This window comes from Streptomyces sp. A012304 (genome assembly GCF_026008495.1).
Classification (GTDB): domain Bacteria; phylum Actinomycetota; class Actinomycetes; order Streptomycetales; family Streptomycetaceae; genus Streptomyces.
In genome coordinates this window covers 231,741-249,514 of the sequence record NZ_BQUN01000188.1, presented here as the reverse complement: position 1 = coordinate 249,514, position 17,774 = coordinate 231,741, and the positions used below count along the sequence as shown (strand labels likewise).

The 17,774-nt window shown below is 72.9% G+C and carries 13 protein-coding genes; 9 read left to right on the top strand and 4 right to left on the bottom strand.

The window, feature by feature from the left end; genetic code table 11:
* Positions 1 to 380: 380 nt before the first annotated feature.
* A complete protein-coding gene (locus ALMP_RS39130; RefSeq protein ID WP_264936744.1) occupies positions 381 to 1,211 on the bottom strand; it encodes an oxidoreductase in 831 nt (276 codons plus the stop codon).
* Between the two features lie 96 nt (positions 1,212 to 1,307).
* On the opposite strand from ALMP_RS39130, the gene ALMP_RS39125 reads away from it, so the two are divergent.
* Complete coding sequence (locus ALMP_RS39125; protein WP_264936743.1) at positions 1,308 to 2,282, top strand: LysR family transcriptional regulator; 975 nt, start codon at positions 1,308 to 1,310, stop codon at positions 2,280 to 2,282.
* Here ALMP_RS39125 and ALMP_RS39120 read toward each other — a convergent pair.
* Entirely contained in the window at positions 2,269 to 3,051 is a 783-nt protein-coding gene (locus ALMP_RS39120) for a polysaccharide lyase family 7 protein (protein ID WP_264936742.1), read from the bottom strand. The genes ALMP_RS39125 and ALMP_RS39120 overlap by 14 nt on opposite strands.
* 214 nt (positions 3,052 to 3,265) lie before the next feature.
* Between ALMP_RS39120 and ALMP_RS39115 the strand changes: the two genes are divergently transcribed.
* Positions 3,266 to 5,182, top strand: coding sequence for a serine/threonine-protein kinase (locus ALMP_RS39115; protein ID WP_264936741.1), 1,917 nt, complete (start codon positions 3,266 to 3,268; stop codon positions 5,180 to 5,182).
* 23 nt (positions 5,183 to 5,205) lie between these two features.
* Here the strand turns inward: ALMP_RS39115 and ALMP_RS39110 are convergent, their stop codons facing one another.
* Together ALMP_RS39110 and ALMP_RS39105 are read right to left on the bottom strand one after the other, a co-directional pair.
* On the bottom strand, positions 5,206 to 5,994 hold the full coding sequence (locus ALMP_RS39110; RefSeq protein ID WP_264936740.1) for an FHA domain-containing protein: 789 nt from the start codon (positions 5,992 to 5,994) through the stop codon (positions 5,206 to 5,208).
* A 187-nt stretch (positions 5,995 to 6,181) separates the two neighbouring features.
* Positions 6,182 to 7,609, bottom strand: a complete 1,428-nt coding sequence (locus ALMP_RS39105) for a tol-pal system YbgF family protein (RefSeq protein WP_264936739.1) — start codon at positions 7,607 to 7,609, stop codon at positions 6,182 to 6,184.
* 170 nt (positions 7,610 to 7,779) lie between these two features.
* Between ALMP_RS39105 and ALMP_RS39100 the strand changes: the two genes are divergently transcribed.
* Genes ALMP_RS39100 through ALMP_RS39070 form a run of 7 tightly spaced genes read left to right on the top strand, consistent with a single transcriptional unit; the run spans position 7,780 to position 17,716 of the window.
* The gene (locus ALMP_RS39100) at positions 7,780 to 7,983 is read left to right on the top strand and encodes a DUF2997 domain-containing protein (protein ID WP_264936738.1); all 204 of its coding nucleotides are present in this window, start codon (positions 7,780 to 7,782) and stop codon (positions 7,981 to 7,983) included.
* Complete coding sequence (locus ALMP_RS39095; RefSeq protein ID WP_264936737.1) at positions 7,980 to 8,561, top strand: radical SAM protein; 582 nt, start codon at positions 7,980 to 7,982, stop codon at positions 8,559 to 8,561. Before ALMP_RS39100 ends, ALMP_RS39095 begins: the two co-directional genes overlap by 4 nt.
* A complete protein-coding gene (locus tag ALMP_RS39090; RefSeq protein ID WP_264936736.1) occupies positions 8,562 to 10,109 on the top strand; it encodes an AAA family ATPase in 1,548 nt (515 codons plus the stop codon).
* A gap of 5 nt (positions 10,110 to 10,114) precedes the next feature.
* Positions 10,115 to 12,013: a hypothetical protein gene (locus ALMP_RS39085; RefSeq protein WP_264936735.1), complete on the top strand. Its 1,899-nt coding sequence runs from the start codon at positions 10,115 to 10,117 to the stop codon at positions 12,011 to 12,013.
* A gap of 5 nt (positions 12,014 to 12,018) precedes the next feature.
* On the top strand, positions 12,019 to 14,187 hold the full coding sequence (locus tag ALMP_RS39080; protein ID WP_264936734.1) for a hypothetical protein: 2,169 nt from the start codon (positions 12,019 to 12,021) through the stop codon (positions 14,185 to 14,187).
* Positions 14,184 to 16,109 (top strand): hypothetical protein, encoded by a 1,926-nt coding sequence (locus ALMP_RS39075; RefSeq protein WP_264936733.1) that lies wholly within the window; start codon positions 14,184 to 14,186, stop codon positions 16,107 to 16,109. The genes ALMP_RS39080 and ALMP_RS39075 overlap by 4 nt, the downstream gene beginning before the upstream one ends.
* Complete coding sequence (locus ALMP_RS39070) at positions 16,106 to 17,716, top strand: Hsp70 family protein (protein ID WP_264936732.1); 1,611 nt, start codon at positions 16,106 to 16,108, stop codon at positions 17,714 to 17,716. Before ALMP_RS39075 ends, ALMP_RS39070 begins: the two co-directional genes overlap by 4 nt.
* The last annotated feature ends 58 nt before the right edge of the window (positions 17,717 to 17,774 follow it).

Genomic DNA, 17,774 nt, shown 5'->3' with positions numbered 1-17,774 from the left:
TGGGGCTGGGGAGGCTGGTACGGGTCCTCGGGCTGGTGCGGCCCGGAGGGCGGAGGTATGGACACAGGTACCGTGCTCCTGGATCGGACGGAAGGGCTCAGAGGCGCCGGGACTGCGGTGCAGAACTGACGTACGACTGGGCGCATGGTAAGCGCGGTGGGAGCGGGGGCGGAACGCGGGGCGCGAATGCGGCGATACGGGCGGTGAACGCGCGCGCCACCCGCTGGGCGGCGGCGGGGCCGGCCGGGCGGAACACGGTGTTCTCCCCCGCCGGGGTCTGGCCACTGCCGGCCTTTCGTCTGCCCCTGGGCGCGCCCGGCCCGGGCCTCACCATGACCCCGGACCCACACCCCGCGCCCCCGCCGGTCACCGGCTGGGCCTCACTCCTCGAACGCGGTGTCCCGCGCCCGCTTCTCCCAGGCGACGACGTCCTCCCGCACCGCGTCCAGGTGCCCCAGCACCGCCGTCACCGCGTCGTCCCCGAGGGGCAGCCGCAGCGGCGTCCGCTCGGACTCCAGCGCGGCGAGGATGAGGGCGGCGGCCTTGGCCGGGTCGCCGGGCTGGGCGCCGTCGCCGCCCGAGACGAAGCCGCGGGTTTCGCCGACCTTGGAGTAGACGCCGCTGTCGGCGCTGGCCCCGGCCCGGCCGGCCTCGAACAGCCCGGTCCGGAAGGCGCCCGGCTCCACGATCAGCACCTTGATCCCGAACTCCCGCACCTCGTCGGCGAGTCCCTCGCTCATGCCCTCCAGCGCGAACTTGGTCCCGCTGTAGGCCGAGAAGCCCGCGAAGGACATCTGCCCGCCCATGCTGCTCATCTGCACGATCGCGCCCGAACGCCGCTCCCGCATGTGCGGCAGCACCGCCCGCGCCAGCGCCGCCGGCCCGAAGACATGCACGTCGAACAGGGCCCGCAGCTCGGCTTCCGTGGTCTCCTCGAAGGCGCCGACGTGCGTACGGCCCGCGTTGTTGACGAGGACGTCGATCCGCCCGTGCCGTGCGACGACGTCCGCGACGGCGGCCTGGGCGGCGGCCGTGTCGGCGACGTCCAGGGTGAGCGCCTCCAACTGGTCGGGGTGCGCGGCCACCAGGTCCGCCAGACCGTCCGTCCGCCGCGCCGCGCCCACCACCACGTCACCTGCGGCCAGCGCCGCCTCGGTGATCGCCCGGCCGAAACCGCTGCTCGCCCCGGTCACCAGCCACACCTTGTTCATGCCGACTCCCCGTCTCTTCCTGGAACTTGGTCGCTCTCGCACCACCGATCCTGCGGGAGAACACGGTTGCCCGTCCAAGACCCCCGGTGATAACCGATGGCTATGACGAGCACGGACGTACACCTGCGCGATCTGCGCTACTTCACCACCGTCGCCGAGGAACTGCACTTCACGCGCGCGGCCGAGCGGCTGTACGTGTCCCAGCCCGCGTTGAGCAAGCAGATCCGGGCGCTGGAGCGGCAGTTGGGGGTGGAGCTGTTCCGCCGCGACCGGCAGGGCGTGACGCTCACGGCGGCGGGCACGGCGCTGCTGCCGCACGCGCGCCGGGTCCTGGCCGGGTGGGCCGAGGGCGCGGCGGCGGTGGCGGAGGCGCGGGCGGCGGAACGCAGCACGCTGGTCGTCGGTATGAGCACCAGCCCCGGCCGCGGCGGCCTGCTGCCCGCGATCCGCTCCCGTTTCACCGCCGCGCACCCCGACGCCGTGCTCCGGCTCCGCCAGGTCCCCTGGGAGGACCCGACGGCGGGCCTCGCCGACGGGGAGGCGGACGTGGCCTTCGTCTGGCTGCCGCTGCCCGACGCCGACCGCTACGCCTGGACGGTGATCGCCGAGGAACCCGTCGACATCGCCCTCCCCGAGAGCCACCCCCTGGCCGACCGCCCCGAGATCGACTTCCGCGACCTGCTGGACGAACCGTTCCTGGCCCTCCCCGAGAGCAGCGGCCCGCTGCGCGACCACTGGCTGGCACTGGACGCCCGCGGCGGCCGCCCACCGGTGATCGGCGCCGAGATCGCCGGCACGGAGGAGACGTACGAGGCGCTGGTGGCCGGCCTCGGCATCTGCCTGGTCGCCAGGGGCAACGTCCCCCTCCTCACCCTCGGCGGCGTCACCACCCGCCCGCTCCACGGCGTCCCCCCGAGCCGCTACGTCCTGGCCTGGCGCACGGAGGACACCGGACGCCCGCTGGTGCGGGGGTACGCGGAGGCCTGCCGACGGGTCGCGGGGCGGGCGGGCGGAGCCCCGGAAGTTCCGGCCTGGGTTCGTCCGGAGCCGCGATCGGTCAGGAGTGGGTGACCTCGAGGCCGGAGATGCGGACCTCGCCGTAGTTGTCGTCGGCGCACGGCGCGGAGTTGCCGCAGTTGGCCTGCGTGTAGGCCCCTGCCTTGAAGTAGTTGGTGTCGCCGTCGTGCGGGATCGTGGCTTCGAGACGGCCGTTGTAGTACACATCGATCTCCCCGTCCTCGGCCACGAACTTGGCCTCGAACTCGGTGCCCAGCTCGTAGTCGTCGGTGACGAGGTGGTGGTGGCGGTCGTCGCCGTCGGTGATGTAGAGCCTGCTGCCTTCGAGGCGGAAGACGGTGACGTCGTCGTCCCCGCCATGCACCTGCGCGCCGACCAGGTACGGCCGCTTCTTGGGCAGCGCCGTGAACGCCTCCCTGACCACCAGCGTGTGGGTGCCGTCCGTGGTGGACCATTCGGCTTCGTCCTCGCCGCCGTCGGTCATCTCCCGCAGTTCGGCGCGCGGGTAACTGGAACCTCCGGTCGTCACACCGTTGACGGCGGCCCGGAACCTGACCGCGTCACAGCCGGACTCGGCGCGGAACCAGGGCTTGGCCGAGAACGTCGCCAGCTCGGGCTGGGTCACCTCGGTGGGGTCCTCCTCGTCACCGGTGGGCAGGGTGAGCTTCCAGTTCGTCAGGTCGAGGACCTCGGCAGGGTACGTGCAGTCGGCGACCGCCGGCCTGTGCACGGCCGGGGAGTCGGCGTGCGCGGACGGCGTGAGCGTGGCGGCGGAGACGGCGGCGGTGACGCACGTCAGCAGGACGGTCCGTGTGCTGGGCATGGGGAGGTCCTCCGTCGGGGGTTTCGGCGGGTGCTGACGCGAACCGTAGGCGTCGTCGCCGGGAGGGGTCCCGGAACCGCTGAGCCGCCGCGCATGCGTGCGACTGATGAAGGGTCTGGGTAGACACTGCGCACGGTCCTCCGCGCGCAGTACTTTGATCGGTGCGCACGGCTCGGCCTTGTGTGATCCGGACTCGACCGATGGGGGAAGATCAGTGCGTTCCGGGGACGAGTTCGCCGACCGCTATGTCCTCAAGGAAGTCATCGGCGCGGGGCGGGGCGGCGACGTGTGGCTGGCCCACGACAAGGTCGTGGGCCAGGACGTCGCGCTCAAACCGGAGCGGACGGACGGCGCGGGCGAGACGGCGGTGCGGCAGCTGCTGGGCGAACCGCGTGCGATGGCCAAGTTCCGCGGCCACCCCCACGTCGTCACCCTGTTCGACGTCGTGACCGTGCCGTCGGACGGAGACGGGGCGGACACGTACTGGTTCGTCATGGAGTACATGCCCGGCGGTGGGCTGGACCGGCAGCCGACGGTCTCTCCCGCGCGGGCGGCCCGGATCGGTGCCCAACTCGCCGACGCGCTCGCCGCCCTGCACGAGGAGGGCATCGTCCACTGCGACGTCAAGCCCGCCAATGTCGGGCTCACCCGGCGCGGTGACGCGAAGCTGCTGGACTTCGGGGCCGCCTACCGGGTCGGCGGCAGCGAGACCATCACGGTCAACGGCCCGTACAGCTACACCCCGGACTACGCCGCCCCCGAACTGGCCCGGGGCAACGTCCCCCGGCCGGCCTCGGACGTGTTCTGCCTGGCCGCCACCCTCCACGCCCTGGTCACCGGTGTGCCGCCGCGTGGCAGCGAGCCCGAGGAGCCCGAGGAGAACGACGACCGCCAAGAGGACCCGGACTCCTGGGAGAACACCGAGCGCCTGAGGCACCAGCGGGCCGAACAGGGCTTCGTCGCGATGGACCCCGACGCCGTGGGAACGCTGCACCCCGTCCTCTCCGCCATGCTCCGGCGCGACCCTCGACAACGCCCTGACGCCCGCGAGGTCAAGCGGTTACTGGAGGAGCTGGCCGGAGCCGAGCCGAAACCTCCTGGGGACACGGCCGCCACCGCGGCCGGACGCCGGCGTCGGCGGTCGCTGATCGCGGCCGCGCTCGGCGCGGGCGCCGTACTGGTCCTGGGACTCGTCGTCCTCCCCGACGACGGCGCCGGTGGGAAGGCCACCCCCGGGCCCGGTCGGAGCGGGTCGGCGCGGGCGCAGGCCCTGATCGGCGATCCGCACACGGCCGATGTGTGTGCCCTGGCCGATCCCGCCGCTCTCGACCAGTTCGGCGGCAGGGACGGGGACGTCCGCGTGGACGTGGACTACGGGAACTTCGACCAGTGCGACGTGCTCGTGGACGTCGACGACAAGAACCGGATCGACGTGTCGATCCGCCTCCTTCGGGGCTCGCCGCCGGAGGCGTCCGAGCCCTCCCGCACCGTCGGACGGATCGGCATCCGCGACGACGAGGCGGAGAGCGACGAGTGCACCAGGCTGCTGGCCGCCGACGGCAGCACCGAGGACACGCTGGTGAAGGTCCGCGTCAACATGGGCAGGGGCTCGGTGTTCGGCGGCAACGCGACGCTGTGCACCGTCGCCGACAAGGCCGCCACGAGCGCGGCCGAGGTCCTCGACCGGGGTCCGGTCCCGCGCCGTTCACCGGCCTACCCGCAGCGGTCGCTGGCCTGGGCGGACGCCTGCGAGCTCCTCGACGCCAAGGCGCTGTCCGCCGTTCCCGGCCTCAAGGTCGACGTGCCGGACGTCGGCGTCGCGAACTGGAGCTGCAAGTGGTCGAGCGACGTCGACGAGCTGGATGCGGAGGTGAGCTTCTTCCGCGACCAGCCCAAGTCCGCCCAGGACGGCACGGTCCTCACACTCAGCGGATACCGCACCGTCGTCGAACCGAACGACGACGGTGACACCTGCACGGCCTTCGTCGAGGACCACAGGTACACCGGCCAGGGCGCCGAGACCGCCGCCGAGATGGTGCGCCTGGAGGTCGCCGGCGAGCGGCCCACGGACGAGCTCTGCGGGATGGCCGAGGACCTCGCGGCCTCCGCCGCCGAATTCCGCGCGCGATGACACGGCAGGCGCCGCCGCCCCCTTCAGGGCGCGGAGTCCGGCCAGGCCGTGTCGTCCTCCATCCGGTCCAGGTCCGGCGGTACGAGCGTCGTGGACTCCACCAACCCCTTGATCAGGTTGTGCAGCAGGCGGTTGTCGCCGGGGCGGCCCTCGGACTTGTCGTGCAGCAGCGGATACCGGAACCCGGCGCGGTCCAGACGGCGCCGTACGGCCTCGATCCGGTGCTCGATCCTGCGCTCGTTCCAGCCCGCGTCCGGCCGGAGGTAGGCGAGCTGCTTGGCGGCCACGGAATACGACAGGGGGCGCGGGTCCTCCTCGTAGAGCAGGTACCGCTGGCCCAGGACGACCAGCAGCAGCCGTTCGTCTTCGTCGAGCGCCCAGATCTTCGGTGACACGGTCTCGGCGGTCCTTCGCGACACCGGCCCGTGGTCGTCGTGGCCCGCCACGTACAGCTCGACCAGGTGCTCACGGTAGCCGGAGCCCTTCACGAACAGCGGGGTGTAACCGGTGTCGAGGGGGATCGCCTCGGTGCTCAGGTGCATCATCCGGCCGCGCGGCAGCCGTACGAGCTGCTGCCCGGTGTTGCGCAGCCACCACAGTCCCTGGCGGTACGACAGCTCACCGTGCTGCCGGCTCACCCCCAGGTCGTCCACGCCGACCCCCAGGTCGACGTCCGGCTCTTCGCCGCGTCCGAAGCGGAGGGTCAGGCCCGGCCTGGGCGGGGCGCTGAGCTCATCGGTGACCGTGCGGGCGTGCAGGGTTCCGGGCGTGGCGGGCGCGACGCCGCGCGCGAGGCTGGTGGTGAGGGGCATCGCCGGTCTCCTCGGTTCGTGGACTTGCCGGTTGTGTGGGCCACTGGGCACGCGTACGACGTTCCGGCCAGTGTCCATACCCGCTGCGGGACCCCTCCCCGATCCCGGTCCGTACGAAGCGACGCGCCGCTCGTCCGGGAGCCGTCCCCGGACGCCCGTCCGCCGAGGTAACGGTCCGAGCCGCCGCTCACCGGACGACCAGCGGCTTGAACGCGGACCGCACATCGGACCCGGATTCCGTCACGTACTCGCTCGTCGAGTTCGCGGAGGTGTAGATGGACCACGGGCAGCTCGTGCCGCTGATCTGGATCGTGCGCTGGGCGACGAGCTTGCCCGTGCGCAACTCGTACACCTTCACCGGGACCGCGATCTTGTGGAAGGTCACGTTCGCGGAGGCGCCGGAGGACCCGCTCTTGTAGTACGAGCAGGTCTCGACGGCACTCCCGTAGGTCTGCTCGCCCATGCAGACCACCAGGACCGCGTCGGCGGCGCCGCCCGCCTTCCAGGAGCCGGGGAGCTGCTTGGAGAAGTCGGTGCCGTACTCGTCGTAGGCGTAGAACAGCGCGCGGTTGACGCCCTTGCCCATGGGCTTCGCTCCGCTGTACTTCGCCGGGCTGGAGCAGTACTCGGGCTGTGAGCCGGATCCGCCCGCGAGCAGGTGTTGGACACCTGCCAGCTCGATGCTCAGTGTGGCCTTCCTGGCGCCCTTGCGGGCCTGGCCCGCGAGGGCGTCGCCGGGGTACCGGTCGAGCAGCTGGTTGTAACGCGTGCGGGCCTGCTCCCAGCTGTCCTCGGCCATGAGGTCGTCGCCGCATCCGACGAGTGCGGCGGGCTCGGTCCGTTCGACCGTGTCGGAGGTCCGGTCCAGAACGTCGTCACTGTGCTCACGATCGCGGAGCCAGTCGGTGACGGTGACGGTGTCGCAGGGGTCCTTGGCGGGCAGGCCACTGAGGAATCCGTTCAGGGCCGCCTCGACCGTCTTGTCGTTGCCGGGCTCCGCGAGCACCGCGGCGAGGGTACCGAAGCCGTCCTCCAGGGCGTCGGTGTCCCCGGTCAGCGCGGTGGTCAGATCGGTCCGGGCCGTCTGCAGCCGCTCGCAGGCTCGTACGGCCTCGTCGCCGCGGGCGGCGAGCGGCGCGTCGGCGACGCGGTGCCCGAACCACACCTCGTGCTGGGCTTTCAACACCCCGGCGCAGTCGCCGCGTTCGCGGGCGTGGGTGACGCTCTGCCCGATCCGGGAGGCGTCGTACCGCAGGAGACCCACGGCCAGCAGCACCGGCAGCGTGACGCCGAGCGCCACCAGACGCTGACGGCGTACCGCGACCCGGTCAGCGCCTCGGCCGGCCAGGTACCACCCGTGGATGATGACGGCCGCCCACCATACGAGCACGGCGATCTCGTACGACGCGTCTTCGGTCGCGACCAGCCGGGAGGCCGACACCACGGTGCCGGCCACGGCGGCGACGGCGAGTCTCCACCGCCCCATCAGCAGGTAGCCGATGCCGAGCAGGGAGGCGTTGCCGAGGGCGACGGCCACCGGGTCGTGCGCCCTGCCCTCGGCCGGTGCGGGCTCCGGCACCACGGGCGGCCCGGCGGCGTACGTCGGGTTGCTCATGCTGGTCTCCCCCGTTCGCAGCGGTCTGGGTGCCCGCATGGTGCGGCTCCGCTCCCGGGAGGGGTCCCGGAGCGCGCCCCAGGCCACCTCTGCCCCGCTTCCCCGGGACCCCTCCCGAGTCGCGACCCGCACAGTGGGCGGGGTCTTTTCCCCGGGCGAAGGGTGAGCTGATGGCGGAGGAGAGCGTCGAGGTCGTGATCTCGGCGGACGGCACCGTGGAAGTGCACGTCCAGGGAGTCTCGGGCACGCGGTGTCTGCAGGACACCGACGAGTTGGTCCGGCTGCTCGGCGGGGCGGTGGAGCACCAGGTACTCACCGAGGACGCCTACCAGCAGGACGCGGCCGAGCAGCAGGACCGCCTGTGGCAGGGATGAGCGGCCCGGGCACGCCGTGGCGGCTGCATGCCGTGGTGCCCCGAAGTGCCGCCAACGGTCCGGGAGTCCGGTACGTCGTCTGGAGCCAGGGATGCGCTCTGGGCTGCCCGGGGTGCTTCAACCCCGGGACCCACGCCGCGGCGGGCTCCGGTCTCGTGCGCGGGGCCGGCGAGGTGGCCGCCGAGGCGCTGGCTGACGCCGCGCGTCTGGAGGGCGTCACGCTGACCGGTGGTGAGCCGCTGGAGCAGCCCGCCGCGGTCGCCGCGTTCTGCGCCGAAGTACGGGCGCGCAGCAGCCTGTCGGTGATCGTGCTGACCGGGTTCACCCGCGCCGAGATCGAGGCGGACCCCGCACGGTCCGCGGCCGTCGCCAACGCCGATCTGGTCGTCGCCGGCCGCTACAACGCGCGGTTGCGGCTGGCCCGGGGGCTGCGCGGCTCGTCGAACAAGGAGTACTGGGCGCGTACCGGGCGCTACTCGGCGGACGACCTGGCCGCCGTGCCGGAGCTGGAGATCACCGTCGGGGACGACGCGACGGTCACGTTCACCGGGATGGTCGCGCCGGGAGGGGAGTTCTGAGTGGGAACCGTGGGCATCGCCGACGAGATCCGGCTGTATCTGCGCGCCCGGGTGGCGCTGATCGTCCTCGTCACGGTCGAGGAGCAGCGGGCGCTGGACGTGCTGGACCAGGTGCGGCGGGACCGGGATCCCGCCTCCGACCTCGTCACCTGGGACATCGCCGACGGGCTGGAGTCCGCGTCGGGTCGGCAGCTGCCCAAGGCGGCCACTCCGCCGGACGCGCTGAACAAGATCAAGGAACTGGCGCAGAAGGAGCCACGCCGCCGCGACCTGTATGTGCTCAAGGACTTCCACGCCTTCTGGGAGCGCGACCCGGCGGTGCGCCGGCGTCTGCGCAACCTCGCCCACAAGCTCGTCTTCACCGGTTCCTCGCTGATCGTGACCACTCCGGTGCGCGGCATTCCCGTGGAACTGGGCGACGACGCCGTGGTGGTGGAGATGCCGCTGCCCGAGGCCGACGCGCTGCGCCGCGAGCTCGACCACCTCGTCGACCGCACCAAGGGCGTGAAGTCCACGCTCACCCCCGCGGGCCGAAGCCGCCTGGCGCAGGCCGCGCTGGGCCTGACCGCCGCCCAGGCGCGCCGGGCCTTCGCCAAGGCCATCGTCCGCGACGACGTCCTGGACGACCGCGACATCGACGCGGTGCTGGCCGAGAAGAAAGCCGTCATCCGGGAGAACGAGGCCCTGGAGTTCTACGGCGCCGAGGAGAGCCCCGACGACCTGGGCGGCCTGGACGTGCTCAAGGAGTGGCTGCGGCTGCGCGAGCGCGCCTTCGGCGACGCCGCCCGCGAGTTCCGCCTGCCCGCCCCCAAGGGCATCGCGCTGATCGGCATCCCCGGCACCGGCAAGAGCCTCACCGCGAAGATGATCGGCGGGCTGTGGCGGTTGCCGCTGCTGCGCCTGGACGTCGGCGCGCTGTTCGGTTCGCTGGTCGGCGAGTCGGAAGAGCGGGTGCGCCGGGCGCTGCGACTGGCGGAGACCGTCTCTCCGTGTGTGCTGTGGATCGACGAGGTGGAGAAGGCACTGGCGGCCGGCGGGCACGACGGCGGCACGTCTCAGCGGGTGTTCGGCACGGTGCTGACCTGGATGCAGGAGAAGACCGCGCCGGTGTTCGTGGTGGCCACCGCGAACGACGTCAGCGCGCTGCCCCCGGAGACACTGCGCCGCGGCCGGTTCGACGAGGTGTTCTTCCTCGACCTGCCCACCGAGGAGGAGCGCCGCGAGATCATCACCGTCCACCTGCGCAAGCGCGGCCGCAAGCCGGAGATGTTCGACGTGTACCGGCTGGCCCGGGACTGCGACGGGTTCGTCGGCGCCGAGCTGGAGCAGGTCGTCGTGGACGCGATGTACGAGGCGTTCGCCGAGGAGCGCGACATCACCACCGACGACATCGCCCGCGCCGCCGCCCGCACCGTGCCGCTGAGCCGCTCCCAGCGCGAGGTCATCGAGGACCTGCGCGCCTGGCTGCGCGAGGGCCGCGCCCAGTCGGCGTCCTTCGCGGGGGCGGCGCAGGCGGCCGAGCACCAGGTTCCGGTGCTGGAGGTGTAGCGGAGGTGGCACGGCTGACGGAGGACGGCGCGGCCCGGCTGCTGCGGCGGGCCGCGCGGCGGAGCGCGGACGGCACGCGGGGGGTGCGGGCCCGCTGGGCGTGGCGGCGGCTGGTGCGGGCGTGCGCCTGCGGGGACGCGGCGGCCCAGGAGGCCGTGCGGACCGCTGAGTTGCCGGACACGGACGTACTGGAGCTGCTGGCGGCGGGACCGGTCGAGCCCGCTGACCGGGCGGCCTATCTGACGCTGATCGGGCAGCGGGCGCAGCGGCAGGCCCTGGACCCGGACGGGGCGCGGCTGGCGCTGGCGTACTGGACGGCGACGGTGGAGACCCGTGGGCGGCTGCGCGCGGCCATGGCCGCCGAGGGCGACGGGGAGGCGGTCCGCGTCGTCGTCGGCGGCGAACAGCGTGACCGCGTCGCCGCGATGTCGTCCGAGGACCTGGACTACCTGGGACGCCAGTTGGCCGAGCACCGGCGCTGGGACGAGCTGCGCTGGCTCGCGCTCGACCTGCCGTTGGCCAAGGCTGGGGCGACCGCTCGTCTGCTGCCCGCCGAGGAGCGCACCGGAGAGCGCGGTGTCCTCCTCACCGCGCTGTCGGCATTCCCTGCCGAGCAGTTGGCCGCCACGGTCGAGAAGCTGCCCCGCGATGCGGTGACCTCGTACACCGTCGGCATGGGGATGCGGGTTTCCTTCTCCCCTGACCAGGCCGAGATCGCCGTGGTCGCGGCGCGGTCGTCACCCGGCGTCACCGGGCCCGACGGTTTGATGGAGACCATTCGCATCGCGACCGGCGAGAGCGTCCCGCATGTCCGCCGGGAACCGGCGGCACAGCAGGCGAGGAGGAGGACGGGCCTGCTGTCGTGGGTGACGGCCCACTCGGTGCTGCACCTGGGCGACGAGCTCTACCGCATGGATCTGCTCCCGGGGAACCCGCCGGTCCAGGCCCTGATCCGGGTGCGTCCCGAGTACGAGGAGATTCTCCTGAAGGGCCCGGACGTGGTCTCCGGAATGGGCCGGGCGAGCACGGGCGTCGTCGCGGTCACCTCGTCCGGGCTCGTCTTCGTCGATCGCGGCGCCTCCCGCCCCAGGCATGTCGCCGTTCCCCGGATCGCCGCGGAGGCCGGCGCGCTCCTCGGGCCTGAGCCGCACACCGGTCATCTCCTGTGCGACATCACGACCCTCCCGGAATCCCGCTTGATCGCGATCGCCACCTCCCGCTCGCTCCTCGTGGTGGACGAACAGGGGACCGTACTCCACTACAAAGCCGGCGGCGCGACCACGGCGAGCTTCCTCGGCCCGCAGGCGCTGGCATTCGTCACGTACTACTCCGGGTGGGGACACCCGCGCAAGGTCCAGGTCCTCTCCGCGTCCGGTCGTGTGCCACTCGACGGCGAACATCCCCCGGAGCGGGGCGTGTTCGACCGGATCCGGACGCTCGCGTCGGGAGACCGGCCGTACGGTCCCGCGGAAACAGCGGCATTTCGAAGAGCGCTCACGACCCTGTCGGAGCATCCCCTCGATTCCCCCTTCGCCACAGAGCTGCACCGGCTGGCCCACGACCGCCGCGACCTGATCGCGGTGTCCACGCGTGCGGACGTGATGGTCACCGCGGTGAAGTCGCGCGCCGAGAGCACCGCCGTCGATGCCATCGAGGTACACGACGCTCACCTGCCCGCCGCCCGCGAAGCCCTGGAACAACCGCTGCTGCACGCCACCCCGCGGCAGTGGCACCGCGTGCGGGAGCTGGCTACCAAGGTCGGTGATCCCGAGGTGCGCAAGGCGCTGGATCTCCTGGCACACGCTCTCGCGGACCGCTTCGGCGCCGATGTCGCACTCGGCGCCGGGCCCGTGGCCGCGGGCGGCCCGCACGACATCGCCCTCGGCGGACACGGGGAGAGGTGAAGCGCATGCGTCCACGCACCGCCGCGCTCGTCCTGCGGCTTCCCCTGCGCAGGGACTCGCCGCGCCGCCGTGAGGCACTCGGCACCCTGGTCCGCGCGGCCGTCTGCGGCGCCTCCGACGCCCTGAGCGTCGTCACCCGGATCGCGGAGGCCGAGGGTGCCGACGGTGCCGAGGCGCTGTGGCGGGTGTGGCTGACACCGTCGGTGTCCGGGCGGGGTTCGCAGCGGTGGGCCTCCGCGTTCGTGGCCGGGCTGCTCGACACGGCGGCGCCGGTTCCGGCCCGGGTCGTCGACGCCGCCTGGACTGACTGGCTCCATGCCCACCACCCCGAGCTGTGGTCGCTGCTGGAGCGGTACGGCCGTCCCGCGACAGAGGCCGACGGCCGAAGGAACCTGCTCAGCCGCCTGGCACTCGGCGAGCAGGGCGTGGCACTCCCCCCGGCCCTGCTGGCCGGGGAAGCCGTCCGATTCGATCATCCGATCGGGGACGCCGCCCGTGCCCGCCTGCTCGCGGGCGACGATCCCGCGGCCGTCGACCTCGTCTGTCGTCACGCGACGGCGGCGGCCTCCTCCGATGCCCTCGCCTTCTGCCTCGCCCACCGTCTCGCCCCGTCCGACGAGGTCCAACGCGCCCTGTTCTTCGCACGGACCAGGCAGCGGGACCAGTACTGGGCGCTGGACCCCGACGGCGCGTTGCTGGCGCTCGGCTACCGGACCCTGCCGGCCGGGGAACGAGCGTCGCTGCGGGAGGCGATCACCGCGCTCGGCGGCGTCGACGTGCTGCGCGTCCTCGCCGGACAAGGCACCGGCGGCGATGGCCACCTCTCCCTCACCGAGAAGGAACGTGCCTTTGTCGTAGGTGAGCTGGCACAGCGACAGGACTGGGACCGGCTGTGGTCGCTCGTCATGCTGATGCCGCTTCCCGAAGCCGTGGACGCCGCACGCCACTTCGGCGACCGCGAACCGCCGGGCCACGCACAACGCCGTGTGGTCGAGGCCCTGCGGGCCGCGGACCCAGCGGGCGTACGCGGCTGCGCGCAGGCCCTCGGCGCCCCGCACGCCCCGCATTCCCGCGTCGAACTCGCCGCCCTCGACCCGCGCATCGCGGACGTCCATGATGTCGCGTTCTCACCCGACGGCACCCGACTGGCCTTCGCCGCCGGAGGGCTCGGCAACCTCGCCGGAGTCATCGACGTGCGCACCGGAGCGCTGGAGCGCGTGTACGCCGGCTTCACGGATCCGGTGAAGCGGGTGACGCACCTGGGATCGGACACCCTCCTCGTCGTCACGGAGGCGTCGGGAAAGCGGAAGCACGGTCCCGGGAAGCCCATGGTGCATCGCGCCGACCCCAGCGGCATCCGGCCCCTCGACTTCACCGACGAGTCGCGGCACGTCACCGTCACGGGCGTGGACCGCGTCGCCGGCGACCGGGCCTTCGCCGTGACCGCCGGGGCCTACGACTGGGACGGCAACCTGGAGATCGCGGTGTTCGTCGCGGGTCCCGACGGTCCACTCGTCCGGAGCCACGTGGTGGCCGGCCTCGCCGGGGGGCCGTCGACGGTCACCGCTGTCCGCCCCGACGGACGGATGATCGCCGTCCTCGGCGGTGAGCCCGACGCGTACGCCGTCGTGGCCGACCTCGCCGGTTCCGGCGTCACCCGGTTGAACACGGGATCACCTCTGGGCGCGGGCGAGCGGCTGCACGCCGCCATGTCCCCCTCCGCGCTGGTGCGGTGCACCTCCCGGGGCGACCTGCGCCTGTGGCACGCACCGTTCACCTCGGCGGCGCGGCCCCGGCGGATCCTCGTCCGGTCACCCGAGGCGGCCCCGATCGGGGTGGCCTGGTCGGCCGTGCTCGACCGCTTCGTGGCGGTGAGCGAGTCGCACCTGAACCTGCTCGCCGTTCCGTCGTCCCCCGGCAGCCGCATGCCCCGGAACCTCGTGGGCGAGACGATCACCCGCCCGGGCCGACGCGTCGCCTGGGCGGGGTGCCCGGTGCGTATCTCGCCCCGGGGCGACGTCCTGGCCGTTCCCGGCCGGGGCGGCACCGTCGACCTGTACTTCCTGGCCCTGCTCCGGACCTGTCTGGAGCACCGGTTCCGGCACGACGTGGAGATCGGCGCGGTGAGGAGGGGGGCGACCGTGCCCGGCTCCGAGATCGAGTTGGGGGGATGAGGATGGCGGAACGCGGGCTCACCGCGGACGATGCCGCCCTGCTGCTGCATAGGTCCGCGCGCCGGCGCGCCGACGGCTCCCGGGGGGTGCGTGCCCGGCACGCCTGGCGGCGGCTGGTACGGGCCTGCGCCGCAGGCGATCCCGCCGCGCAGGACACCGCACGCGCCGCTGCCGCGGGCCTGCGCGAGCGGGACGCCCTGGACCTCGCGGCCGCAGCACCGGAAGAGCCCACCGACCGTGCCGCGTATCTGGTCCTCATCGGGCAGTTCGCCCAGCGTCGGGCGCTGGACCCCGACGGGTCGTTGCTGGCCCTCGCCTACCGTGCCGCCCCGCCCAGGATCCGCGCACGGCTGCGTACGGCCATGGCCGCCGAGGGCGACGGCGAGGTCATCCGGGTGGTGGTCACCGGCGACCGGCGCGACCGGGTCGCCGAGATGTCGTACGACGAGCTGGACTACCTCGGACACCATCTGGCGGAACGGCAGGACTGGGCGGAGCTGCGCCGCCTGGTGCGCGACCTGCCCCTGGCCAAGGGGGCCGCGGCCGCCCGCCTCCTGCCGGTGACGGAGCGCACGGACGGGGTCGTGGGCCTGCTCGCGGGGGCGTCGGCGCCCTCCCCCGAGCAGCTGAGGGCGCTCGTCGACCGGCTGCCACGGGACGCTCCGATCACGTATGACGTCAGCGGGGACCACCAGGGCGCGTCCTTCTCCCCCGACACCTCGGAACTGGCCCTGAGGTACGCCGTGCGGAAACGGGGACTGCCCAGGGAACTCCGCGTGGAGACGCTGCGGATCGGCACGGGCGACATCACCCGTCGGTTCGCCGGAAGCACACCGACGGCAGCGGAGACCGAGACCTCGATCCTGCATCTCGGCGACGAGATTCTCGTCAAGCTGCGCGCCGGGGACGAACTGTGCCGGATCACCCGGATCCTGCCCGTGTACGAGACCGTCGGCGCGGCGACAGCCATGTCGGACCTGCGCAGGACGAGCCGCGGCGCGGTGGTGCTCTGTCCCGGTGGTCCGGCCTTCGTCGACCCCGGCGCGCTCGGGCTGCGGCACGAGCCGACCGCGCTCTCCGCTCCGCCCGGGACGGACAGGGGCCGGCGGTGGATCAGCGTCTGCCACACGCTCGCTACGCTGCCGGCGGCCCGCCTGATCGCGTTCTCCGACCTCAGGAACGTCTACGTGACCACCGAGGACGGACAGCTCCTCCACGCGATGCCCCTGTACCGCAGGGTCGGAGGGGATTCTCTGTTCTCCCCGGTGCTGTCCTTCCTCTCACGGAACTCACTGGCACTGCACCAGAACGCGTCCCGGGTCAGCGGTCAGTCGACCGAGATCTGGGAGTTCGGACCGGACGGCGACCCGCGCCGCACCGAGCACCGGCTGGGAGTGCCACGGAAACGGTGGCCCGACGACACATGGCGCGTGCCGGTCCTGGACGACGCCTTCGCCGCCCGTGTGTACGCCTCCGGGACCAGCCGGCTCGACATCGACCTGCCGTGGCTGCGGTACCCGCAGTCCGCCACAGCGGGAGTGGTACGGCAGCGCCTTCTCACCCTGACTCCGGGACAGGACATGTTCGTCGTGAGCCGGACCGGGGCCGATGACGGCTTCGAGGTCCACAGCCCTCATCTGCCCACCGCGCGCACGCTCCTCGAACGGCCGCTCCTGCACGGCCGACCGCAGGACGTACGGCACGTACAGGACCTGCGCTCGAGGATCGGTGACCCCGCGGTGCGGGACGCGCTCGACCTGCTGGCGACCTGTCTCATCGACCGCTCGGGCGGCGACATCGCCCTCGGCCGCACCGATGACGTCCCGGCGGGCGGGCCCACCGACCTCGCGCTCGGCGGCGGCCGGCGCGACCCCGAGGACCGACACCGGCAGCGGCACATCACTCACCAGGGAGAGGCATGACCACCCGTATCGGCATCGACTTCGGCACCGCCAACACCGTCGTGGCGGGCTGGGACCACGAGGCGGGCCGTGGCGTCCCCCTCCCGCTGCCCGGCGTCGACCTGCTGCGCGAAGCCGGCCCCGGCCCCACTCAGCGGGTGGTGCCCTCCCTCATCGCCTACGCCCACGACGGCACCACCCGCCGCCTCGGCGCACAGGTCACCCCCGCGATGAGCGACGACCCCGGCTTCACCGTCTTCGCCTCCACCAAGAGCAACGTCGCCGGACACGCCTACGACGCCGCCCGCCCGGTCGGCGACCGCAAGATCACCGGCCGGGAGGCGGCCACCCAGTTCCTCAGCGACATCATGGCGCTGGCGCTGCTCGCCATCGAGGACGACGACCTGGAGATCGTCGCCACCGCGCCCGTGGAGTCCTTCGACGGTTACCGCGACTGGCTGGTGCGGGAAGTCCGCGACGGCCTGCCCACCGCCCGCCTCCGCGTCGTCGACGAAGCCACCGCGGCCGCCGTCGGCTACAGCGCCCGGCTCAACCCCGGCGACGCCTTCGCCGTCGTCGATTTCGGGGCCGGCACCCTCGACGTCTCCGTCGTGCGCGTACAGGAACCGGACGCCGCGGGGTCCGGCGCCGGTGTGCGCACCATCGCCAAGCGGGGCCTGGACCTGGGCGGCAACACGATCGACGCGCTCCTCGCCGAACACGCCATCGGCCACCTGTCCCTGCCGCACGGCGACCAGATCGGCCGCAACCAGGTCTTCCGCCGCCTCCTGGCCTCCGCCGAACGGGCCAAGCGGGAGCTGGCCACCACCGAGCGGGCCGTGATCAGCGCCGCCGACGCCCGCACCGACCAGGTACACCAGGTCACCGTCACCCGCGACGAGTTCGACGCGCTGCTGCGCGACAAGGGCGTGCTGCGCCGGATCAACCAGGCCCTGCGCTCCTGCCTGGACTCCGCCGTGGCCCGCGGCTTCGGCACCGAGAACATCCGCAACGTCTTCCTCGTCGGCGGCAGCTGCCTGATCCCCGCCGTACAGGACCTGGTCCATCTGCATGTCGAACCCGATGTCGTACGCCTGGACCGGCCGTTGGAGGCGGTGGCGGCCGGGGCGGCCGGCATCGCGGGCGGCAGCGAGCTGTTCGACCACATCCAGCACGACTACGCGATCCGGCACGTCGACCGTGACACCGGGAGCTATCAGTTCGAGACGCTGGTCGAAGCCGGCACCCCCTACCCCACCGAGGAGCCCGTCAGGACCCTCACCGTCCGGGCGGTGCACGACACGCAGCGCAAGCTGGGCCTGGCCGTGTACGAACTCGCCCACGCCACCTACCGCGACGCCGCGGCCGAGCTGGAGATCGCCTTCGACGCGAGCGGCGGCGCCCGCACGGTGCCCGTCACCCCGCAGCAGCGCCAGCAGCGGTCCATGCTCTGGCTCAACGAAGACAGCCCCACCTTCCTGGAAGCCGACCCTCCCGCCACGGCCGGGGAGGACCGCTTCCGCCTGGAGTTCCGCATCGACGCCCACAAGCGCCTCACCGTCACCGCCTACGACCTGCGCCGCCAGACGCTGGTACTGGACCGGCAACCGGTCGTCCGGCTCGCGTGACACCCCCCACCGGCGTTCGCCACTCGCCGACTCCCCCACGCTCGGCTTCGCTCGCGCG

Excerpts from the sequence above, each read along its gene's own strand:
- ALMP_RS39130 (WP_264936744.1), bottom strand. The coding sequence starts at position 1,211 with ATGAACAAGGTGTGGCTGGTGACCGGGGCGAGCAGCGGTTTCGGCCGG.
- ALMP_RS39125 (WP_264936743.1), top strand. The coding sequence starts at position 1,308 with ATGGCTATGACGAGCACGGACGTACACCTGCGCGATCTGCGCTACTTC.
- ALMP_RS39120 (WP_264936742.1), bottom strand. The coding sequence starts at position 3,051 with ATGCCCAGCACACGGACCGTCCTGCTGACGTGCGTCACCGCCGCCGTC.
- ALMP_RS39110 (WP_264936740.1), bottom strand. The coding sequence starts at position 5,994 with ATGCCCCTCACCACCAGCCTCGCGCGCGGCGTCGCGCCCGCCACGCCC.
- ALMP_RS39105 (WP_264936739.1), bottom strand. The coding sequence starts at position 7,609 with ATGAGCAACCCGACGTACGCCGCCGGGCCGCCCGTGGTGCCGGAGCCC.
- ALMP_RS39100 (WP_264936738.1), top strand. The coding sequence starts at position 7,780 with ATGGCGGAGGAGAGCGTCGAGGTCGTGATCTCGGCGGACGGCACCGTG.
- ALMP_RS39095 (WP_264936737.1), top strand. The coding sequence starts at position 7,980 with ATGAGCGGCCCGGGCACGCCGTGGCGGCTGCATGCCGTGGTGCCCCGA.
- ALMP_RS39080 (WP_264936734.1), top strand. The coding sequence starts at position 12,019 with ATGCGTCCACGCACCGCCGCGCTCGTCCTGCGGCTTCCCCTGCGCAGG.
- ALMP_RS39075 (WP_264936733.1), top strand. The coding sequence starts at position 14,184 with ATGAGGATGGCGGAACGCGGGCTCACCGCGGACGATGCCGCCCTGCTG.
- ALMP_RS39070 (WP_264936732.1), top strand. The coding sequence starts at position 16,106 with ATGACCACCCGTATCGGCATCGACTTCGGCACCGCCAACACCGTCGTG.